The sequence below is a fragment of the Priestia sp. RMT2NF4 genome, from assembly GCF_047872835.1.
In the GTDB taxonomy this organism is placed as follows: Bacteria; Bacillota; Bacilli; order Bacillales; family Bacillaceae_H; genus Priestia; species Priestia zanthoxyli.
The window spans coordinates 1-20,492 of the sequence record NZ_JBLQZO010000013.1 but is presented as its reverse complement, the minus strand read 5'-3'; the positions used below and the strand labels follow the sequence as shown (position 1 = coordinate 20,492).

At 38.0% G+C, this 20,492-nt stretch carries 24 protein-coding genes and 1 tRNA gene; 20 read left to right on the top strand and 5 right to left on the bottom strand.

Annotated features, from left to right (window positions below):
* Nucleotides 1-16: 16 nt before the first annotated feature.
* The 3 genes from ACMX9J_RS26135 to ACMX9J_RS26125 are packed head-to-tail and all read right to left on the bottom strand — an operon-like array spanning nt 17 to nt 2,344.
* Nucleotides 17-907, bottom strand: coding sequence for an RnfABCDGE type electron transport complex subunit D (locus tag ACMX9J_RS26135; protein ID WP_224980826.1), 891 nt, complete (start codon nt 905-907; stop codon nt 17-19).
* On the bottom strand, nt 888-1,820 hold the full coding sequence (locus tag ACMX9J_RS26130; protein WP_176345091.1) for an FAD:protein FMN transferase: 933 nt from the start codon (nt 1,818-1,820) through the stop codon (nt 888-890). Before ACMX9J_RS26130 ends, ACMX9J_RS26135 begins: the two co-directional genes overlap by 20 nt.
* A gap of 11 nt (nt 1,821-1,831) precedes the next feature.
* Entirely contained in the window at nt 1,832-2,344 is a 513-nt protein-coding gene (locus ACMX9J_RS26125; RefSeq protein WP_098113856.1) for an FMN-binding protein, read from the bottom strand.
* A gap of 293 nt (nt 2,345-2,637) precedes the next feature.
* Between ACMX9J_RS26125 and ACMX9J_RS26120 the strand changes: the two genes are divergently transcribed.
* The 4 genes from ACMX9J_RS26120 to uvsE all read left to right on the top strand — a co-directional run bounded on the left by ACMX9J_RS26120 (nt 2,638) and on the right by uvsE (nt 7,975).
* On the top strand, nt 2,638-3,720 hold the full coding sequence (locus ACMX9J_RS26120; RefSeq protein WP_098113855.1) for a D-alanine--D-alanine ligase: 1,083 nt from the start codon (nt 2,638-2,640) through the stop codon (nt 3,718-3,720).
* A gap of 97 nt (nt 3,721-3,817) precedes the next feature.
* Nucleotides 3,818-5,200 carry a UDP-N-acetylmuramoyl-tripeptide--D-alanyl-D-alanine ligase gene (locus ACMX9J_RS26115; RefSeq protein WP_176345089.1) on the top strand — a complete coding sequence of 461 codons (1,383 nt, stop codon included), beginning with the start codon at nt 3,818-3,820 and terminating at the stop codon, nt 5,198-5,200.
* Between the two features lie 196 nt (nt 5,201-5,396).
* Nucleotides 5,397-6,908: a DEAD/DEAH box helicase gene (locus tag ACMX9J_RS26110; protein WP_028411884.1), complete on the top strand. Its 1,512-nt coding sequence runs from the start codon at nt 5,397-5,399 to the stop codon at nt 6,906-6,908.
* Between the two features lie 95 nt (nt 6,909-7,003).
* On the top strand, nt 7,004-7,975 hold the full coding sequence (gene uvsE / locus ACMX9J_RS26105) for a UV DNA damage repair endonuclease UvsE (RefSeq protein ID WP_033580801.1): 972 nt from the start codon (nt 7,004-7,006) through the stop codon (nt 7,973-7,975).
* An 8-nt stretch (nt 7,976-7,983) separates the two neighbouring features.
* On the opposite strand, the gene ACMX9J_RS26100 is transcribed toward uvsE, so the two are convergent.
* Nucleotides 7,984-8,586 carry a rhomboid family intramembrane serine protease gene (locus ACMX9J_RS26100; RefSeq protein ID WP_028411882.1) on the bottom strand — a complete coding sequence of 201 codons (603 nt, stop codon included), beginning with the start codon at nt 8,584-8,586 and terminating at the stop codon, nt 7,984-7,986.
* A 64-nt stretch (nt 8,587-8,650) separates the two neighbouring features.
* On the opposite strand from ACMX9J_RS26100, the gene acpS reads away from it, so the two are divergent.
* The 14 genes from acpS to ACMX9J_RS26030 all read left to right on the top strand — a co-directional run bounded on the left by acpS (nt 8,651) and on the right by ACMX9J_RS26030 (nt 19,554).
* Nucleotides 8,651-9,016, top strand: coding sequence for a holo-ACP synthase (gene acpS / locus ACMX9J_RS26095; protein ID WP_028411881.1), 366 nt, complete (start codon nt 8,651-8,653; stop codon nt 9,014-9,016).
* A gap of 58 nt (nt 9,017-9,074) precedes the next feature.
* Nucleotides 9,075-10,133: a LolA family protein gene (locus ACMX9J_RS26090; RefSeq protein ID WP_176345087.1), complete on the top strand. Its 1,059-nt coding sequence runs from the start codon at nt 9,075-9,077 to the stop codon at nt 10,131-10,133.
* Nucleotides 10,134-10,246: 113 nt separating this feature from the next.
* Nucleotides 10,247-11,437, top strand: coding sequence for an alanine racemase (alr, locus tag ACMX9J_RS26085; protein ID WP_176345086.1), 1,191 nt, complete (start codon nt 10,247-10,249; stop codon nt 11,435-11,437).
* Nucleotides 11,438-11,637: 200 nt separating this feature from the next.
* Complete coding sequence (locus tag ACMX9J_RS26080) at nt 11,638-11,919, top strand: CopG family ribbon-helix-helix protein (protein WP_013055003.1); 282 nt, start codon at nt 11,638-11,640, stop codon at nt 11,917-11,919.
* 4 nt (nt 11,920-11,923) lie between these two features.
* On the top strand, nt 11,924-12,274 hold the full coding sequence (ndoA, locus tag ACMX9J_RS26075) for a type II toxin-antitoxin system endoribonuclease NdoA (protein WP_013055004.1): 351 nt from the start codon (nt 11,924-11,926) through the stop codon (nt 12,272-12,274).
* 157 nt (nt 12,275-12,431) lie between these two features.
* Nucleotides 12,432-13,268 (top strand): RsbT co-antagonist protein RsbRA, encoded by an 837-nt coding sequence (locus tag ACMX9J_RS26070; RefSeq protein WP_013055005.1) that lies wholly within the window; start codon nt 12,432-12,434, stop codon nt 13,266-13,268.
* Between the two features lie 2 nt (nt 13,269-13,270).
* Complete coding sequence (locus tag ACMX9J_RS26065) at nt 13,271-13,627, top strand: STAS domain-containing protein (protein ID WP_013055006.1); 357 nt, start codon at nt 13,271-13,273, stop codon at nt 13,625-13,627.
* Nucleotides 13,628-13,630: 3 nt separating this feature from the next.
* Nucleotides 13,631-14,032: an anti-sigma regulatory factor gene (locus ACMX9J_RS26060; RefSeq protein WP_013055007.1), complete on the top strand. Its 402-nt coding sequence runs from the start codon at nt 13,631-13,633 to the stop codon at nt 14,030-14,032.
* Between the two features lie 13 nt (nt 14,033-14,045).
* Nucleotides 14,046-15,056: a PP2C family protein-serine/threonine phosphatase gene (locus ACMX9J_RS26055; protein WP_013055008.1), complete on the top strand. Its 1,011-nt coding sequence runs from the start codon at nt 14,046-14,048 to the stop codon at nt 15,054-15,056.
* Between the two features lie 59 nt (nt 15,057-15,115).
* A complete protein-coding gene (locus ACMX9J_RS26050) occupies nt 15,116-15,448 on the top strand; it encodes an anti-sigma factor antagonist (protein ID WP_013055009.1) in 333 nt (110 codons plus the stop codon).
* On the top strand, nt 15,445-15,930 hold the full coding sequence (rsbW, locus tag ACMX9J_RS26045; protein WP_013055010.1) for an anti-sigma B factor RsbW: 486 nt from the start codon (nt 15,445-15,447) through the stop codon (nt 15,928-15,930). Before ACMX9J_RS26050 ends, rsbW begins: the two co-directional genes overlap by 4 nt.
* A complete protein-coding gene (sigB, locus tag ACMX9J_RS26040) occupies nt 15,896-16,690 on the top strand; it encodes an RNA polymerase sigma factor SigB (protein WP_013055011.1) in 795 nt (264 codons plus the stop codon). Before rsbW ends, sigB begins: the two co-directional genes overlap by 35 nt.
* A complete protein-coding gene (locus tag ACMX9J_RS26035) occupies nt 16,690-17,295 on the top strand; it encodes a PP2C family serine/threonine-protein phosphatase (RefSeq protein WP_033580804.1) in 606 nt (201 codons plus the stop codon). The genes sigB and ACMX9J_RS26035 overlap by 1 nt, the downstream gene beginning before the upstream one ends.
* 84 nt (nt 17,296-17,379) lie before the next feature.
* On the top strand, nt 17,380-19,554 hold the full coding sequence (locus ACMX9J_RS26030) for a Tex family protein (protein ID WP_048022347.1): 2,175 nt from the start codon (nt 17,380-17,382) through the stop codon (nt 19,552-19,554).
* A 57-nt stretch (nt 19,555-19,611) separates the two neighbouring features.
* On the opposite strand, the gene cmpA is transcribed toward ACMX9J_RS26030, so the two are convergent.
* Complete coding sequence (cmpA, locus tag ACMX9J_RS26025) at nt 19,612-19,728, bottom strand: cortex morphogenetic protein CmpA (protein WP_013055014.1); 117 nt, start codon at nt 19,726-19,728, stop codon at nt 19,612-19,614.
* Between the two features lie 109 nt (nt 19,729-19,837).
* Between cmpA and ACMX9J_RS26020 the strand changes: the two genes are divergently transcribed.
* The gene (locus ACMX9J_RS26020) at nt 19,838-20,287 is read left to right on the top strand and encodes a SprT family protein (protein ID WP_028411875.1); all 450 of its coding nucleotides are present in this window, start codon (nt 19,838-19,840) and stop codon (nt 20,285-20,287) included.
* A gap of 134 nt (nt 20,288-20,421) precedes the next feature.
* Nucleotides 20,422-20,492, top strand: a tRNA-Asn gene (locus tag ACMX9J_RS26015).

The window sequence follows — 20,492 nt, the reverse complement described above, 5'->3', positions numbered from 1 at the left end:
AAAAAGCTGCCTGTCATTAGGCAGCTTTTTTTGTCACTTTTTTGTTTGCAGTCTTCCATGCTTTCCATGCATTAGCAAGTAACAGGCCGATTAATAAATAGGCAAGGCCGCCAAAAACTAAGTAATCTACGGCGCTAATCGCCCCTGCAAGCATCCCAAATTTTATTTGGTCTTTATACTTCGCAGGAGAAGTTGGCGGATCCGTCACCATAAAGAAGGCTAAAAATAAAGCGGAATTAACAAAAGGAGCTCGTAAAGCATCCGCTACATCACCTACTCCTATTAATGACATAATCGTAAAAATAGCAAAATACACGCCTAAAAACGCAAATACTTGAGGGAATTTATTTACTTTGCTCGTCACAAGGTACCCTGTCACAAACACGAATACAATGAGCCAGACGGGTAGTAAAGATAAGCTTCCCCACCAGCTTTGGCCGCTTGAAAAGACAATAAGTGAAAAGAGAAGACCAAAAGCAGCAGGGTTAAAAATAGGCTTCTTTTTTACTTTTACTAAGTGCTTCGATAAAATAGCAACAGCTACAGTGCAAAATGTGACCCAAGCAGGTGTAGAGGTGCTGAGCACTAAGGCAATAATTAATCCAGTAATAATTCCGCCGTCAGGAAGCTGAATTTTCTTTTTATAAGCAAAAGAAAATCCTAAATCTAAGGCGGCCGCCGAGCATACGGCGAGTAGTAGGTGTCCTAATCCTTGAAAGGCAGAAGAGTTGAATTCACCTAATAAGGTTAAAAGCAGCAGCATAGCCATCACGTATCTTTTAGGTGTTTTAACTAGCTGCCCCCACCGACTTATTTCTTTTGGTTTGTTTTCATCTACAATAATATAACCTTGTGGTGTACTAATATATTTAACACCGCTTCTTCGTTCAGAACGTGTGGTCATCATTCATTAATTCCTCCATATCTGATGTGAAAAAAGGAGTGAAACTAGAATCGAAGAGTACGCCGCGTACGTCGGCATCATTCAATAAATTTACTCCTTTTTCCGCTCCTAAAATAAAAGCTGATGTAGATAATGCATCGGCCAGCATGGCAGAAGGAGCAATAGCTGTACAACTCGTTAGACTGCTTCTAATAGATGGAGATAAGGGATTAACCAAATGATGCATGAATGGCTGCGTCTTATTTTTTCTAGCATAATTTCCTGATGTGCAGACAGCCGTATCTGTTACACGCAAGGTCAGTAATGACTGCGTTTGAATCTGAGGGTGCTGAATCCCGACTTTCCACAAATCTCCGTGTTGATTGAGTCCTTTAACTAGGATGTCTCCTCCGGCATTAATCATAAAATGCTGATAAGGAAGGGAGTGGGCAGCCAAATCAATAGCTAATCCTTTGGCGACCGCTCCAAGATCTATAATCATCGGTTTTTGTAAGAGAACCGTTTTTTTATGTGTATTCAATACGATGTCTTTATAACTTCCAGAATCGACTGCTTCGTTCACTTGTACGGGCTTTCCATCTAAATAATGTTCGTTAAAACCACGTTTTTCTAATTGTTTTCCTACCGTTGGGTCAAAGATTCCATGCGTTTCATCTGCTACTAAGATAGCGAAATGAAGGGCTTCAAATAATAGGGGGCTAACAGCAACAGGTTCTTTGATATGTCTAATTAGCTTCATAACTTCGCTTTTGGCATCAAATCGACTGCATGTCGTTTCGACGGTCTTAAAAATAGTAAATGCCTTTGAGATATGCTGAAGGACATTTGCCTCCTCCGATTGGGGAGCAATTACTTGAATGGACACGGTTGTTCCCATACATAAGACAGAGCGGCTATACGTTTTTATGGACATCATTCGTTTCTCCTTTATGCATTCATTGCTTGCTGAAGGGCGTCATCCACGGCATTTTGAAAATCTTCTGTGCTAAGCGTTGCTCCGCTCACGACGTCGACATCTGAGCTTTGTCTTTGTACGACTTGAGACGGAAGATCCTCAATGTAACTCTCAGAATAGTGAGTATCCGCTTGTGTAATTTCAACTGTATCAATTCGGTCGTTTTTAATGGTCACAGATACGTAAACAGTTCCGATACGGTTGCTTCCTTGACCAGAATACGTTCCATCTTTGTATTTTGTTTTAGGAGCAGAACTTTCGGTACTCGCTGATGAAGGGTGCTTATTAGAAGAAGCGATATCTTCTCCCCAGTTATCATTAACAATCGTTTGATTGTCTGTCTGATCTCTCGTTTTTTTCTGATGATGAGCCGGTGTGACTTGAACAGCTTGCGCGTCAGATAGAGTGTTTATATAACCAGTTGCATAAATACTTCCAATGGCTACGCTGCATGCAGCAATCATCGTTTTTCCCATTTTGCTCATATTTGTTGAACCTCCTGATTTATACCAGAACTATAGTTTCGATTATTGATGGTGATCTTTAGCATAAATAAACTTTATAAATAAACTTTTAAAAAAGATTTAAAATCAAAAAAGTTTTTTCAAAAATAAATGATTCAAGTGAAAAGGTCATTTAAAATAATGAAAGGAGAAGCTGGAATTTCTTTCACAAGCCTAGCTATTTTGACATACGTAATAATAGTTAATATTTCTGTTTACTATCTAAACGTGCATGATAAAATAGAAAAGATGAATATGTGTTAGGAGGAACATCAGTGAAAATTAAGCTTGGCCTTTTATACGGAGGAAAATCCGCTGAACATAAAGTATCTTTACAAACAGCTCTAGCAGTTTCAAAAGCAATTAATCACGATAAATATGAAGTGCATCCAATTTACATTACAGAAACAGGAGAATGGATTCGCGGCACACAGCTGACTGGTCCGCTTGAAACAGTTGCTCAATTAGAAATTCAAGATAACGGAACAGCTATTTCACCAGTTTCATTGAATACAGAAATGTTTGCATTAACAGATTCAAAAACAGATGATCAACTAGATGTTATTTTCCCACTTCTTCATGGTCCAAATGGAGAAGATGGTACGGTACAAGGATTATTAGAATTATTGAATATTCCTTATGTTGGAAACGGCGTATTAGCTTCAGCAGCTGGTATGGATAAAGTTGTAATGAAGCAGCTGTTTGCACAGGCAGGTCTGCCTCAAGTGGAGTACGTATCATTTATCCGCCGCGAGTGGGAAGCAGATCGAACGGCTGCTTATGAAAAAGTAGAAACACTTGGATACCCTTGCTTTGTTAAACCAGCAAACTTAGGTTCAAGTGTTGGGATTAGCAAATGTGATAACCGAGAAGAGTTAGAAGCGGCATTTGTTGAAGCCTTCTTATTCGATCGAAAAATCATTGTAGAAGCAGCAGCAGTTGGTCGTGAAGTTGAAATTGGTGTGTTGGGGAATGATGAAGCAGCTTGTTCAGTAGTTGGAGAAATCTTACCTAAAAAAGCGTTTTACGATTACAAAGCAAAATATGAAGACGGCGATACAGGTCTTATTATTCCAGCTGAAATTACAGAAGAACAGCATCAAGAAATGTCAGCACTAGCAATCAAAGCATTTAAAGCAATTGATGGATCTGGTCTTGTACGTGCAGATTTCTTCTTAACATCAGAAGGTAAATTCATTATTAATGAAGTGAACACGATGCCTGGTTTTACACCTTTCAGTATGTTCCCGTTATTGTGGAAACACGCAGGTGTTGAATATCCAGATTTAATTGAAAAACTTGTATCACTAGCAATTGAACGTCATACCGAAAAGCAGCAAATTAAACACACAATGTAACTCACACAACACTATTCATCATGAATAGTGTTTCTGTGTTTAGTTTCAATTAAATAGTATCCATAGTTTACTTTATATCGAGAGGAGCAAACCAACAATGATTAAACGTACGCTTAAACAGCTAGCTGCAATGATTCCAGGAAGTGTATTTCATAGCGGGAACGAAGCAACTGTAATTGAGGGAGTCTCAATTGATACGAGAACTATTCAGCAAGGCAATTTATATATCCCAATTAGAGGGGAACGTTTTAACGGGCATGTATTTGTCGATAAAGCAATTGAAAACGGAGCGGTCGCTACTCTGTGGAACAAAGATGAAGAAAACCCACCGACAGACATTAGCGTTATTTTAGTCGATGATACGCTAGAAGCTCTTCAGCAATTAGCGAAATCCTATCGTCACGAGTTAGATATTAAAGTAGTGGGCATTACAGGAAGTAACGGAAAAACAACGGCAAAAGACATGGTGAAAGCTGTGCTTGATACAACTTACCGTGTTCTGAAAACAGATGGAAACTTTAATAATCATATTGGCATGCCGCTTACTATTTTGCGTTTAGATGAAACTCATGATATTGCCGTTTTAGAAATGGGCATGAGCAGCCGAGGAGAGATTGAGTTTCTTTCTAATTTAGCGGAGCCTGATGTGGCCATTATTACAAATATCGGAGAATCGCACCTTCAAGACTTAGGAAGTCGTGATGGAATTGCGGAGGCAAAATTAGAAATTACAAGCGGCTTAGCACCAACAGGTCAGCTTGTCTATAATGGTGATGAGCCACTTTTAACGTCGCGCGTAGTTAATCCAGCATTTGAAACGGTGACATTTGGCAGCTCAGAACAAAACGATTTGTATCCAAGTGCTATTTCAGCCGAAGAGTTAGGAACAACATTCACTGTTTCACGTGAAACAACATATTCATTCTTTATCCCGGTATTAGGTAAACATAATGTTCACAATGCGCTTTCTGCTATTGCGGTAGGTCATTATTTTGGACTAGACAACGAAACAATCGCTAAGGGATTAAAAGAATTAAAGCTAACAAATATGCGTATGGAGCTTGTAAAACGAACAGATGGCCTGACCTTCATTAACGACGCATATAACGCAAGTCCAACGTCCGTTAAAGCTGCTATCACGTTGATGCATGATTTAGAAGGCTATAAGCAAAAAATTCTTGTTCTCGGGGATATGCTTGAATTAGGCGATCAGGAAAAAGAGTTCCACAAAGAAGTGGGAGAGTTTATTCAAGCAGAAAAAATTGATTATGTTCTAACATACGGTCCTTTATCTGTTGAAATTGAGCAAGGAGCAAAAAATAATTTTGCAGAAGATAAGGTAATACACTTTGAGGAGAAAGATGAGCTTGTTGAAAAATTAACAGCGATTACAACAAGAGAAGATGTGGTTTTAGTGAAAGCATCTCGAGGGATGAAGCTTGAGGAAGTTATCTCAAAAATGATGCATAAATTACCGTGATATTAAAAAGAGTATAAGTAAGCTCTATTGCAAACGGAAAGCCATAGTGTTATGATGTAGTCTGAGTGTCTTGAGGCGCTTATACTCTAAACGTTGAATTTATTGAAGTAGTCGTTTAGAGCATTTTCCGTTTCCTCGGAGAATGCTTTTTTTTGTAAAATATAGATAGTCTAAATATAAAAGGAGTTTGAAAAACTTGGCATTATTTCAAGATTTAGGATTAAGTCAACAGCTTAACAAAGCTGTGAGTAAAATGGGTTTTGAAGAAGCAACACCAATTCAATCAGAAACTATCCCATTAGCACTAGAAGGTCACGATTTGATCGGACAAGCACAAACAGGAACAGGGAAAACAGCGGCATTTGGTATTCCTCTTATTGAAAAAGTTGATGTAAACGTAGATGCAATTCAAGGGTTAATTATTGCTCCTACTCGTGAACTTGCTGTACAGGTATCTGAAGAACTTTACAAAATTGGTCAAACAAAGCGCGTACGCGTGCTATCAATTTATGGTGGTCAAGATATCAGTCGTCAAATTCGTGCATTGAAAAAGCACCCTCATATCATCGTAGGGACACCAGGACGTATGCTAGATCATATTAATCGTCGTACACTTCGTCTACAAGACGTTCATACAGTTATTTTAGATGAAGCAGATGAAATGTTAAACATGGGATTCATCGAAGACATTGAAAAAATCTTATCAAACGTACCTGAGAACCACCAAACACTTTTATTCTCAGCAACAATGCCTACTCCAATCCGTCGCATTGCTGAAAAATTCATGAACGAACCAAAAGTGGTAAAAGTAAAAGCAAAAGAAGTAACGATGCCAAACATTACGCAGTATTATTTAGAAGTACAAGAAAAGCGTAAATTTGATATCCTTACTCGTCTTTTAGATATGCAATCACCTGAATTAGCTATCATCTTTGGTCGTACAAAGCGCCGTGTTGATGAGTTATCAGAAGCATTAAATATGCGTGGTTATTCTGCACAAGGTATCCATGGTGACTTGACACAATCGAAACGTCTATCTGTACTACGTCAATTTAAAGAAGGTTCTATTGATGTATTAGTTGCGACAGACGTAGCTGCACGCGGACTTGATATTTCTGGTGTTACTCATGTATACAACTTTGATATCCCTCAAGATCCGGAGAGCTATGTACACCGTATCGGACGTACAGGACGTGCTGGTAAAATGGGTGCTGCTATGACATTTGTAACGCCAAGAGAAACTGGACAGTTACACAATATTGAGCGTACAACAAAACGTAAAATGGAGCGTATGACTGCTCCAACGCTTGATGAAGCAATGGAAGGTCAACAGCGTATTGCAGCTGACAAATTAACGGAATCTGTGACACAAGGCAACTTATCTTACTACAAACAGTTGGCAGAAGAGTTACTTGAAGAGCACGATTCAGTTTCATTAGTGGCAGCGGCAATCAAATTATTTACAAAAGAACCAAATGAATCACCAATTCAATTAACTGCTGAACCACCGGTAATTGCAAAAGGTGATAAAAACAAACGTGGAAATGGCGGAGGTCGTTCACGTTCTAACTCTAAAAACTACTCACAGCAAAATCGTCGTGGAAACTCAAAGCGTTTTGGTGACAAGCGTCGCGGTGGAAGCAACGGCAGTGATAATAGAAATCGCAATAGCAGCAGTAATCGTAAAGATTCTCGCAGCAAAGCGTAAAATAAAAACGAGCCTTAACAGGCTCGTTTTTTTTATGTGTTAATTGCTATTTTATTGGTGCACACTATGAGTAAAATAAAATGGGGTGTTCACTAATGTCGACCATTGTTCGGTTAGGTTATGTGGCGATGAGCGTTCATTTGGAAAATAGTTCTCCTTCTCAAACAATGACTTTTGCACAATTTCAGCGTGTGAAAGACCATGAAGCGGCCATTCGCAAGCTCGAACGTATTGCAATATCCAACTTAGAAAACTGCTTACGGTTATTAAAACATAATGCGTGGAGTGAAATTGAGTTTTTTCGATTCAGTTCTAAGTTAATTCCATTAGCTAACCATGAGGCACTAAAAGAGTGGAACTACATAGCTCCTTTAAAAGATGCTCTTCAGCGTATTTCTGTATTTTTGAAGGAACATCCAATGCGAGTAGATTTTCACCCGGATCATTTTGTTGTTTTAAACTCAACGGATAAAGAGGTTTTTAAGCATTCTATCCAAACTCTTCGCATGCATCAAAAGTTGCTGAAAGGAATGGATATTCCGCTTCAAAATCGCTGTGTTTTACATGTTGGAGGAGCTTATAATGATAAAGAAAAAGCACTGGAGCAGTTTATTCATAATTGGGGGCTTGTACCTCAATCCCTTCAGCAAATGATTATGTTGGAAAACGACGATACAACCTTTCATATAAAAGACGTCTTGTATTTATGTGAAAAACTAAATGTCCCAATCATTTTTGATCTTCATCATCATCAGGCGAACAACGATGAAACTTCATGGCAAGAGCATTGGGACCGTATCATTAGAACATGGGAACATGAAACACTCCCTCTAAAAATGCATATATCTAGTCCTAAAAGTGATAAAGAATTTAGAGCCCATGCAGATTATATCGATGTTAATGGGTTTTACAGCTTTTTAAAAGAAGTAAATGGAACGATACCGCAAATTGATTGCATGATTGAAGCTAAGAAAAAAGATGAAGCGCTCTTTCAGTTAGTAAGAGATTTGAAGACTTATGAAGATGTGGAATTTATTAACTCATCCACTTTTTATATTAAATCCTAAAGCAGGCCTTATATCTGTGGCTTGTTTTTCTGTTTGAACGTAAGAAAAGCGAGAAGAAATCCAGCAATACCTCCAGCGAAATGAGCTGTATTGTTGGTTCCTGGCGTTAGCAGACCTGAAAGTAATCCAATAATTAAAAAGACGACAATGATTTGCTGGTTGCTTTTAGAAAGCATATGCTTTTGTTTTATGACAAGATAGAGGTAAAATCCCAGCAGTCCGAAAATGGCACCGGATGCACCCACATGGCTGTAAAAAGAAGATTGGATTAGAAATGTAACGATATTTCCAAGCAATCCACACGTAAGGTAGAATAGAAGAAACTTATAAGAAGAAAGAATACGCTCAGCGCCTGGTCCTAACAAGAACAAGGAAAATGAGTTGAAAAGAAGATGTGAAAAGCTTAGATGTAAAAAGATAGGTGTGAAAAGCCGCCAGTAGTCTCCTTGGGAAATTAAACTATTCACACCAATAAGCTGATGTATAAAAGATTCTGCAAGGTGTGAGGGAAGAGCGGCAAGTAACCATAGCGCAATGTGGATGCAGATAAGTGTGAAGGTAACAGGATAAAAACGTTTAAATTCAGCTGCATTTTCTGTGCGTACGAACATATTTGTCACTCCTTTTTATAAAGGCATTTTTATATACTATTCTGTAAGAGAGGATTAAATGAAAATGATTATAGGAACTGGAATTGATATTACAGAGTTAGAGCGGATTGAAAAAATGGTGCAGCGTCAAAGCGCTTTTATTACTCGGATTTTAACAAAAAATGAAAGAGAACGCTATGAAAAGCTATCAAGCCGACGTAAGGTCGAATTTTTAGCAGGAAGATTTGCTGTGAAGGAAGCATATTCGAAAGCTCTTGGAACAGGAATAGGGAAAGATTTTAGCTTCCAAGATATCGAAATCGTGAATGATGAAAGAGGGAAACCCCACATTGTTACAAAACAACCACTGGAAGCGTCTGTACACGTATCTATTTCCCACAGTGCGCACTATGCGATTGCTCAAGTAATTATTGAACGCTTGTCAAGCTAGTCTGCATATTCACTATTTCTTGTTCATATATTCATAGTGTGGATAGGGGATACAAGATATGTTCTTGCTTCTCCGTTTAGCTGTGAATATACGAAACAAAGGAGTTGGGGAAATGCATAAAAAATGGATTGGCTTATTTGTTTGCGCCTTTTTTCTCTTAGCCTTATCAGCATGCGGTGAAAAAAGTCAGCAGGATGTAACAGATGCATTGGAAGCCAAGGTACAAGAAATGGCGGGGTATAAATCAGATGCTAAGATGACATTGAATACAGGGAAAGATGCTCAAGTATACGATGTAGAGATTTGGCATAGTAAGCCTATGTACTATCGAGTGAATTTGAAAAATACAAAGAAAGATCAAAGCCAAATGATTTTGCGTAATGATGAAGGGGTTTTTGTTTTAACGCCTGCCTTAAATAAAAGCTTTCGTTTTCAAAGTGACTGGCCGCAAAATAGCAGTCAAGCTTATTTGTATGAATCCCTTGTCCAAGATATTGTGAAGGATGAAAAGGCAAGTTTTAAGTCAACGGATAAACATTATATTTTTGAAACAAAAACGAACTATCAAAATAGCACAATGCTTCCTAAACAAGAAATTACGCTGAACAAAAGTGACTTAGCGCCTGTGTCGGTTAAAATTATGGATACGGATAATAAAGTGTTAATAAAAGTTGATTTCTCTAAGGTGAAATTCGATTCTAAGTTTGATAAAGGGGCTTTTGATACAAAAAGAAACATGACAAGTGCAAAGATTGACATTCCGACATTAGCTCAGCACAAATCATTTAGCGTTCTTTATCCTAAGGACGTTCCAAAAGGTACAAAGCTGTCCAAGGAAAAGAAAATCGAGACGGAAAATGGTGAGAGAGTCGTTTTAATGTACAAAGGAGAAAAGCCGTTTACGCTTGTACAAGAAAAAGCGCAAGTAGCTAAAACAGCAACATCTACAGTTACTGCCGGAGAGCCATTTGATTTAGGTTTTACTGTGGGAGCTTTAACGGATAAAAGTCTATCTTGGACATATAATGGAGTAGACTTTATGCTGGCTTCTGATCAGCTGACACCAGATGAATTGAGTACAGTTGCTAGATCTGTGCAAAGTCAGATGGGAAAATAAGAGAAGCTTACAAGCCTGCATATATGTAGGCTTGTTCTTGCTTAATTTGAATAAAGATCGAGATGAAGTTTGGCTATAGATGTATTATACTAACAGAGGAAAGTACGTTTAGAATGGTTCTGAAAAAAGGAAGTGTCGTAGTAATGGATGCATTTTATAGAGAAACATGGGCAGAAATTGATGTAGAAGCCATTTTTCAAAATGTGAATCATGTAAGAGAACTGATACCGGGGCATAAAACGTTAATGGCCGTAGTAAAAGCGAATGCGTACGGGCATGGAGATAAAGAAGTAGCAGAGATTGCGCTTCAAGCTGGCGCTGATATGCTAGCTGTAGCTTTTTTGGATGAAGCTATTGCTCTTCGAAAAAAAGGAATAAAGGAATCCATTTTAGTATTAGGAGCCGTGCCTCCCTTACACATTCAAACTGCATTGAAGTGGGATGTAACGGTCACTGCTTATAGCAAAGCTTGGATTGAAGAAGCGGCGTCCATTCTAGGTGCAAACAGTCAGTTGCATATGCATTTAAAAATAGATACAGGCATGGGTCGCTTAGGAATTAGAACAAAAGAAGAATTACACGAAACGATGAATATCATCACTTCTCATTCAGGATTCGCGCTGGATGGAGTGTTTACACACTTTGCAACAGCAGACGAGCTAAATTCGTCTTATTTTGAAGAACAATACACATTCTTTGAAGAAATGGTTCGAATTGTGAAAGAACATAATTTTACACCTCCGATGATTCACTGTGCAAATAGCGCAGCTTTGCTTCGTCGTCCGAGCGATATCTTTAATGGCGTACGCTTAGGTATCTCTATGTATGGCTTGAGTCCTTCAGAGGAATTAAAAGAAGTCTTGCCAATTCCGTTAAAACAAGCTTTTTCGCTGCACAGCCGTATTGTGCATGTTAAAAAAGTCAAAAAAGGGAGTCATATCAGTTACGGAGCTACTTATGAAGCTAAAGAAGATGAATGGATTGCTACTATTCCAGTAGGATACGCAGACGGCTGGATTCGCAAATTAAGTAATTTTGAAGTGTTAGTAGATGGAGTTAAAGTGCCAATTGTTGGTAGGATATGCATGGATCAATTGATGATTAAATTGCCTAAAATGTATAAAATGGGTACAAAAGTAACATTTATTGGAAAACAACAAGGTGCTGAAATTACAATTGATGAAGTAGCAAAGCATCTTGAAACAATTAATTATGAAATCCCTTGCATGATTGCAGCAAGGGTTCCGAGGGTTTATACAAGAGATTCTCAGCACATTCATGTTAATAATTATATCTTGCGCTGAATATACATCTTCCTGAGTCAACATAAAAAGCCTGCGAACAAAAGACAATAAAATAATAACTTCCATGCATAAAAGAGGGTATCAATTGACGATAATAGTGTAGAAATTGACAGAATTAACTTTCCATTAAAGCTAATCAATGTTATGATAAGGAAAGATGAGACTATTGGTGTGTGTATTGATGTTGGAGGTGTATGTTTGTGTCTGAAGCGAGCGCAACTACAGAAATCCTAGTAAGATTACCGAAAAATTTAGTATCGGAGCTCGATCTTATGGTTAAACAAGAAAATGGCAACCGAAGTGATTTTATTCACCAAGCAACAAAATTGTACCTTCGTGAGCGAAAAAAACGCCATATTCGCGAATCAATGAGACGTGGATATATGGAGATGGCAAAGATAAACTTAAATATTGCTTCCGAGGCTTTTCTAGCAGAGTATGAAGCTGATCATACTGTGGATCGTTTAGTAAGCGGGGGGTAATGACTTGGTAGTCAAACGTGGCGACGTTTATTTTGCTGACCTATCTCCTGTTGTTGGCTCAGAACAAGGAGGCGTTCGCCCTGTACTTGTCATTCAAAATGATATAGGCAATCGTTTTAGCCCAACTGTTATTGTAGCTGCGATCACTGCTCAAATTCAAAAGGCAAAGTTACCTACGCATGTTGAAATTGATGCAAAGCGCTATGGATTTGAGCGAGATTCAGTTATTTTACTAGAACAAATTCGTACTATTGATAAACAGAGGCTAACAGACAAGATTACCCATTTAGATGATGAAATGATGGACAGAGTGGATGAAGCCTTGCAAATCAGTGTAGGACTTATCGACTTTTAGAATTATACTTCCATTTATGCTAAGTTGCTCCTTTATGAGCAACTTTTTTAATTTGACTAGGAATAATCAGTAAACGTATATTGTAATAAGAAACGTTTTAAAAATGATAATATATATATAGATATAAATGAGTGTATTGACTCACAAGGAGGACCTCATGAATCAAGATTTATTCAATTATATACAAAATCATAAATCAGAAATTTTTGATCGATGGCTAGTGTTAATGAATGATGTGGAAACAGAGCGGATTAAAAACATTGTATCCGAGCAAGTGTACGTAAATGTAAGCTCTGATTTTGTAAATTTACTTTTGGCAAAAGCATTCCGTGATCAGGAAAATTTTGCAGAGGAACTAGAGGAAGTAGTAGGACGAGTTGTGAGTTTAGGATGGCCTCTTGCTTATTTGACACAGGGTGTACGTAACTTGGGTCATGTAGTGGTTGAAGGGTATGTAAACAGTGAACATGTAAAGGCTGATCAAACTCATTCTGAATTATTCTATCGGTTTGACAAGTGGTTAAGCCCTATTTATAACAAAATAGTAGAACAATACTCCAACTCGTGGGAAAATACAGTTATGTTGCAAAAAGTTGCACTTCAAGAATTGTCTGCTCCATTAATACCGGTATTTGATAAAATTACGGTAATGCCGCTTGTGGGAACAATTGACACCGATCGTGCAAAGAAAATTATGGAAAACTTACTGCAAGGTGTCGTAAAGCACCGATCAGAGGTCGTATTAATAGATATTACCGGAGTACCAGTAGTGGATACGATGGTTGCCCATCATATCATTCAAGCTGCTGAAGCCGTACGTTTGGTTGGAGCCAAGTGTTTGTTAGTAGGAATTCGTCCGGAAATTGCTCAGACTATTGTGAACTTAGGTATTAACTTAAATGAAATTATTACGAAAAACTCATTAAAAAAAGGTGTAGAGTTTGCGTTAGAAATGACTGAGCGGAAAATAGTTGATATAGAATCGGAGGAATAAACGTGAGAATACCCATTTTGAAATTGTACGACTACTTATTGGTATCCATTCAATGGGAGCTGGATGATCAAACGGCTATTCAATTCCAAGAAGATTTGCTAAGTAAAATTCATCAAACTGGAGCAAAAGGAGTGGTAATCGATTTAACTTCAATTGATATGATCGATTCATTCATCGCAAAAGTGTTAGGTGACGTGGTTAGCATGTCTAATTTGATGGGGGCCAGAGTAGTATTAACAGGTATCCAGCCTGCAGTAGCTATTACACTTGTTGAGTTAGGGATTGGCCTAAACGATGTTCTTACTGCACTCGATTTAGAAAAAGGTCTTGAGAAACTCCAATCGGAATTGGGGGATTAGTATATGGAATTCCAATCCAGCGTAAAAATCGTAACAGAATGGGACATCGTAGCGGCACGCCAATTAGGTAGAAATGTGTCGAAAGAGCTAGGGTTTGGAACAGTTGACCAAGCTCGTATTACAACCGCCATTTCTGAATTAGCTCGTAATATTTACCTATATGCGGGTAAGGGTCAAATCTATATTGAGAAATTAAATCGTGGAGGAAAAAACGGTCTTCTTGTCGTAGCAACAGATGAAGGGCCAGGTATCCCCGACGTTCGCAAAGTAATGGAAGATGGATACTCAACATCGGGTGGACTAGGAGCTGGGCTTCCTGGGGTAAAACGATTGATGGATGAGTTTGACATCGAAACAAATGTCGGAGAAGGTACTGAGATTAAAGCAGTTAAGTGGCTCCGGTAGGAGGAAATAGATAATGTCTTTTGATAAAGAGATGAGAGATTTATACAAAGATATTTTGGGGAACTATATCCAAACACAAAATGAACAAATTTTGTATCAAGGACAAAAACTAAGTAGAAAATCTTTAGAGAATGAAATATCGCCAGAAGATATTGTGAGCATTCATAAAGAAGTGATTGAAGAAATTTATTCTGATATTCCAGAAAAAGTGCTGCATTCTCTGGACTTTTTACTTGAGGTAATGATTAGCTACGGTCTTGCTCTTCGTGAGCATCAAACATTAAAAAATAAGCAGCGGGAACTTCGTTCTGAAATCGAAGTTGCCGCTAACGTCCAGCAGACGCTGTTAGGGACAAAGGTTCCGGCTAGTTCAACTTTAGAAATTGGCGCGATTAGCGTACCTGCTAAACAGATGAACGGAGATTATTTTCACTTTGTAGAAGAAGAGCACGGTGGGTTAAGTATTGCCATTGCCGATGTGATCGGAAAAGGAATTCCAGCTGCAATGTGTATGTCTATGATCAAGTATGCAATGGACAGCTTACCGGACTCAAGAAAAAATCCAAGTTACGTATTGGAGAACTTGAATAATATTGTAGAGAGAAACGTAGATCCAAGTATGTTTATTACGATGTTCTACGGAAGTTATAATCCCGAGACAAACTTATTTGATTATGCATCTGCAGGGCATGAGCCAGGCTTTTATTATGATGCCAAAGCTGATTCATTTGAAGATTTGGAAGCAAAAGGACTCGTGCTAGGAGTCGATCGCCATGTGAAATATCTTCAGTACGAGCAGCAGCTTTCAAAAGGTGATATGATTGTTCTGTTAACAGATGGTGTAACAGAATGCAGAACTGAAGAAGGATTTATCGAAAGATTGGACATCATAAAATTAATTCGAAAATACATGCATTTGTCTCCTCAAGAAATTGTAGAATCTGTATATAAAGAGCTGGAAAAATTACAGCATTTTCAATTGAGAGATGACTTTACATTGATTATTTTGAAGAGTTTAGTTTAAGTATTCTAAATAAGGGTACAGAAAAGATAGCACAAAATTAGAGGGGGTCTACTAATACGATGAATTTAAAAATAGATATACAAAAGGACGGTCAAGCATATCGTATTAAGCTGGCTGGAGAGATTGACGCATATACAGCACCTAAGCTAAAAGAAAAGTTCATGGAAATTACTGAACATACTGAACCGGAAATTATAGTCGATTTAACCGATGTATCATACATGGATAGTACAGGACTAGGTGTATTTATTGCATTGTTAAAAGCCAATAAGAAAAATAACGGCTCTTTGAAATTTGTTGGTGTATCAGAGCGCATCAAGCGCTTATTTGATATTACGGGCCTCACAGACATTTTAAACGTGAATTCACAAGTAGAAGGTGGCGTAAAATGAAACAGCCTTATGACTTTGTTGAGATGAAGATTCCTGCTAAGCCAGACTACGTAGCGATTATTCGACTGACGCTGTCTGGTGTAGCGAATCGGATGGGTTTTTCTTATGATGAAATTGAAGATATGAAAATTGCTGTGAGTGAGGCATGTACAAATGCCGTACAGCATGCTTACAAGAATGAAGAAAATGGTGAAGTGAGAGTAGGTTTTGGTTTATTTGATGACCGTTTAGAAATCATGGTGGTCGATAAAGGTGAAAGCTTTAATTTTGAAGAGCTTAAGGAACATATAGGACCTTATGAAACATCAAAAGAAGTTGAATTTCTTCCTGAAGGTGGACTTGGTTTATATTTAATTGAAACACTAATGGACGAAGTGAAAATGGTCAATTCAAAAGGTGTAACGCTAATGATGACTAAGTATGTGCAAAGAGAGCAGGTGGAGAGTGATGAAAACACAGTCTCAACCTATGAAATTAACTAAAGAACAGGTTCAGGAACGAATTGAGCGCTTTCAAAAAACGCAGGATGAAGAAGCACAAAGTGATCTAGTAGTACATTACAAGAACCTTGTTGAATCTATTGCACGTCGTTATTCAAAAGGCAGAAGCTTACATGAAGATATTGTGCAGGTAGGGATGCTAGGACTGTTGGGAGCTATTAGAAGGTATGATGCTTCATTTGGAAGAAGTTTTGAATCGTTTGCTGTTCCTACAATCATTGGAGAGATTAAGCGATTTTTACGCGATAAAACGTGGAGTGTTCACGTACCGCGCCGCATCAAAGAATTAGGTCCTAAAATTAAAGCAGCTGTCGAAGAGCTAACAACCCGTTTACAGCGATCTCCTCAAGTAAAAGAAATTGCTGATCATATCGGAGTGACAGAGGAAGAAATTTTAGAAACGATGGAGATGGGGCAAAGTTATCAAGCGTTGTCTGTTGATCATTCTATTGAAGCAGACTCTGATGGAAGTACTGTTACAATCCTTGATTTAGTAGGTGAACAAGAGTCGGGTTATGAGAAAACTGATCAGCGCTTAGTGTTAGAAAAGATTCTTCATGTATTAAGCGATAGAGAAAAAGAAGTAATTCGCTATACATTTATTGAAAATCTGAGTCAAAAAGATGCCGGTGAGAAATTAGGGATTTCTCAAATGCATGTATCTCGACTGCAAAGAAGAGCTCTTGATAAGCTAAGGACTGCAGCTCGCTCAGATTCTAACGATTCGGAGTATATGTCGTGATGACAGTAGACCCGAATACAAAGTCGATTCAAACTCATATATATCAAGAGCCAAAGCAAGGGAACGTGTGTTGTGGAGATAGTTACTATGTCAAAGAAACGGATGATTATTTTCTATGTGCAGTGGCAGATGGATTAGGAAGCGGTGAACAAGCCAGAGCCGCTTCTGTAGCTGTTACGGATGTAGCGAAAGCTCATCATCATCTAGATGTAGATGAGATCATTTCTAAGTGCAACAAGGCTACTCGACATACAAGAGGCGCAGCAGTAGCTATTTTGAAAATTGATAAAAAACATAACGAATTTCATTACACAAATGTAGGTAATATCCGCTTTTATCTGTATTCTCCGGAGGGGAAATTAACGTACCCTCTGCCAATTCAAGGTTTTTTATCAGGGAAAATTCAAAAGTTCCGCACACAAACCTTCCCATATGACTCCGGTTCTAAATTTTTGATTCATACAGATGGCTTAGAATTAAAAGAGATTAAATCTGTTTTTGCTAACTCGATGAATGTCGATCAATTGTCGACACGCCTACAGGCAGCAATTCGATCTCATAATGACGATATTACGTATATCGCTGGTCATCTTCCAACTGCATAGCCTTTCTTTTTAGCTCACATGTGTTATTGCATGTGAGTTTTGTTACAATAGAGACAAAGTTTCATTTAGGTAGGAGGATAAGCTGTGTCTGTTGCAACGAAATTAGATAATCAAATTGTTCAACGTGTAAGTAAAGAGGTAGAGATTTCACACAAGCAAGTACAAAACGTAATTGCTTTAGTAGAAGATGGTAATACAGTTCCCTTTATTGCTCGATATAGAAAAGAACAAACTGGTGCTTTGGATGAAGTCCAAATCCGGAATATTTTAGATTCCTGGAACTACTTAATGAATTTAGAGGAGCGTAAAGAGGAAGTTCACCGATTAATTGAAGAGCAAGGGAAATTAACTGAGGAACTGGCTGCTCAAATTCATCAAGCGAAGAAATTGCAGCAAGTAGAAGATTTATACCGCCCTTTTAAGCAAAAACGACGTACAAAAGCAACTGTAGCAAAAGAAAAAGGTCTTGAACCATTAGCACAGTGGCTACTAAGTTTCCCGAATTCTGACGTAAACATTGAAGCGCAAACATACATAAATGAAGAAGCAGGAGTTCAATCTTCTGACGAAGCTATTCAGGGAGCCCTAGACATTGTAGCGGAACAAATTTCTGACGAAGCATCTTACCGTCAATGGATTCGTACGACCACTGTAAAAGATGGCATAATTGTTACTTCAGTCAAAGATCCGGAAAAAGATGAAAAAAATATCTATGAAATGTACTATGAATATACAGAAGCGGTAAAGCGAATCGTTCCTCACCGTATTTTAGCTATGAATAGAGGAGAAAAAGACGGTATTTTAAAAGTGAGTATTGACGCGCCTACAGATCGTATTCTTTCATATTTACATAAAGAAGTAATCAAGAAAAGGGATTCTTCAGCTGAAGGTTATATCATCTCAGCTATAGAAGATGCTTATAAACGCTTAATAGAACCATCTATTGAACGCGAAATTCGTAAAGACCTATCAGAAAAAGCGGAAGAAAGAGCCATTCACATCTTTTCTGAAAACTTACGAAAACTTCTTCTCCAACCTCCATTGAAAGGGAAAGTGGTATTAGGAGTAGATCCAGCTTTTCGAACAGGCTGCAAATTAGCTGTAGTAGATGAAACAGGCAAGGTATTAAAAATTGATGTTATTTATCCACATCCTCCTGTGAGAAAAGCAGCTGAAGCACAAAATAAATTAAAGAAAATGTTCGCTGAATACCCTATTGAAGTAGTGGCAATTGGAAATGGAACGGCATCTCGCGAAACGGAGCAATTTGTAGCGGATGTTCTTAAAGAAATTGAAAACCCAGTTTATTATTTGATTGTGAATGAAGCGGGAGCAAGCGTATATTCGGCTTCTGATGTTGCTAGAGAAGAATTCCCTGATTTTCAAGTAGAAGAGCGAAGCGCTGTATCGATTGCCAGAAGGCTGCAAGATCCGCTGGCTGAGCTTGTGAAAATCGATCCTAAGTCGGTAGGGGTAGGGCAATATCAGCATGATGTGTCTCAAAAGCAATTAAATGATTCACTGACTTTTATTGTAGAGACAGTAGTAAACCAAGTAGGAGTGAATGCAAACACGGCTTCTGCTTCGCTTCTACAATACGTTGCTGGTCTAAATAAGACAGTTGCTCAAAACATTGTAAAATATCGGGATGAAAACGGAAAATTCTCTAACCGAAAACAGTTGAAGAAAATTCCGCGTCTAGGGGCTAAAACATATGAGCAGTGTATTGGGTTTTTACGTATTATAGAAGGTGAAGAACCTTTAGACAGAACGGGTATCCATCCTGAAACATATGGAGACGTTAAAAAGCTTTTAAAGAAAGCGGAAGTGAAAGAGACTGAACTTGGAACGGAGAAAGTAAAAGAAGCATTAAAACATATTTCTTTACCCGAAATATCAGAAGAACTAAGTATAGGGGAGCTTACTTTAAAAGACATTATAGAAGCGCTCGTAAGACCGGAAAGAGATCCTCGTGATGAACTGCCAAAACCTTTGCTCCGTCAGGATATTTTGAAGCTAGAGGATCTAGCAAAAGGTATTCAGCTTGAAGGAACGGTGCGAAACGTCGTAGACTTCGGAGCGTTCATCGATATAGGAGTTAAGCAAGACGGTCTAGTCCATATTTCTAAATTAACGAATCGGTACGTTAAGCATCCCCTCGATGTCGTTTCAGTAGGAGATTTGGTGAATGTGTGGGTAGAAGACGTAGATATGAAAAAAGGAAGAGTTGCACTGACGATGATTCCGCCCCATCAATAATAAAATTGCCTTTTCAGATTTTCTGAAAAGGCAATTTTATTTGTAAAAAGAAGTGATTTAAGAAGCGGAATTATTTTTTTGATAAAAAAACCAACATTGGTTGAGCAATTTTATTTGTGCACGGTCTTTTTCAGAATAAGCGCGCCTCATTTGTTTTTGTAGCCACATTGGCATAAGGGCAATCACTCCTTTTCATTTATGATAAGGTGAATAGTGAGTATGTAATGAAGTGTATGCCCAAAGAGCTAGTCAGGTGATTTCATACAGTAGAGGAGTATATAAGATGAATGATAAGGATTTACAAATACTTGTAGAAGAAATTTCATTGAAGCTGTTTCACAAACCATTTCGTCATGAAGCCACTTTTAATTCTCGGTTACGTACGACAGGCGGAAGGTATTTGTTACGTACATCTAATATAGAAGTAAACTACAAATACTTTGAACAATATGGCACACAAGAAATAGTAGAAATTATTAAACATGAGCTCTGTCACTATCATTTGCATATTGAGGGGAAAGGGTATAAGCATGGAGATCAAGACTTTAAAAGGTTAATGAAAGAAGTAGACGCACCTCGATTTTGTCAGGCATTGAAAAAAGAAAGTGATGGAAAGAAAAAAGAGCACATATATGTATGTATGCAGTGTGATCAAAAATATGTTCGAAAAAGAAAAGTGAACACAGTTAAATATGTTTGTGGGAAGTGTAAAGGTAAATTAAAAAAAATGTAGAAGATGCTTGACTAAAATAGATTCATTATGGTAAATTAATAAAGCCGTCTCAAATAAACGGCAAAGAAATTACAAAAACTTATTGACATTACATATAATGTCGATTACAATGTAAGAAGTCTGATAAATATTATTCCACAGTAGCTCAGTGGTAGAGCTATCGGCTGTTAACCGATCGGTCGTAGGTTCGAGTCCTACCTGTGGA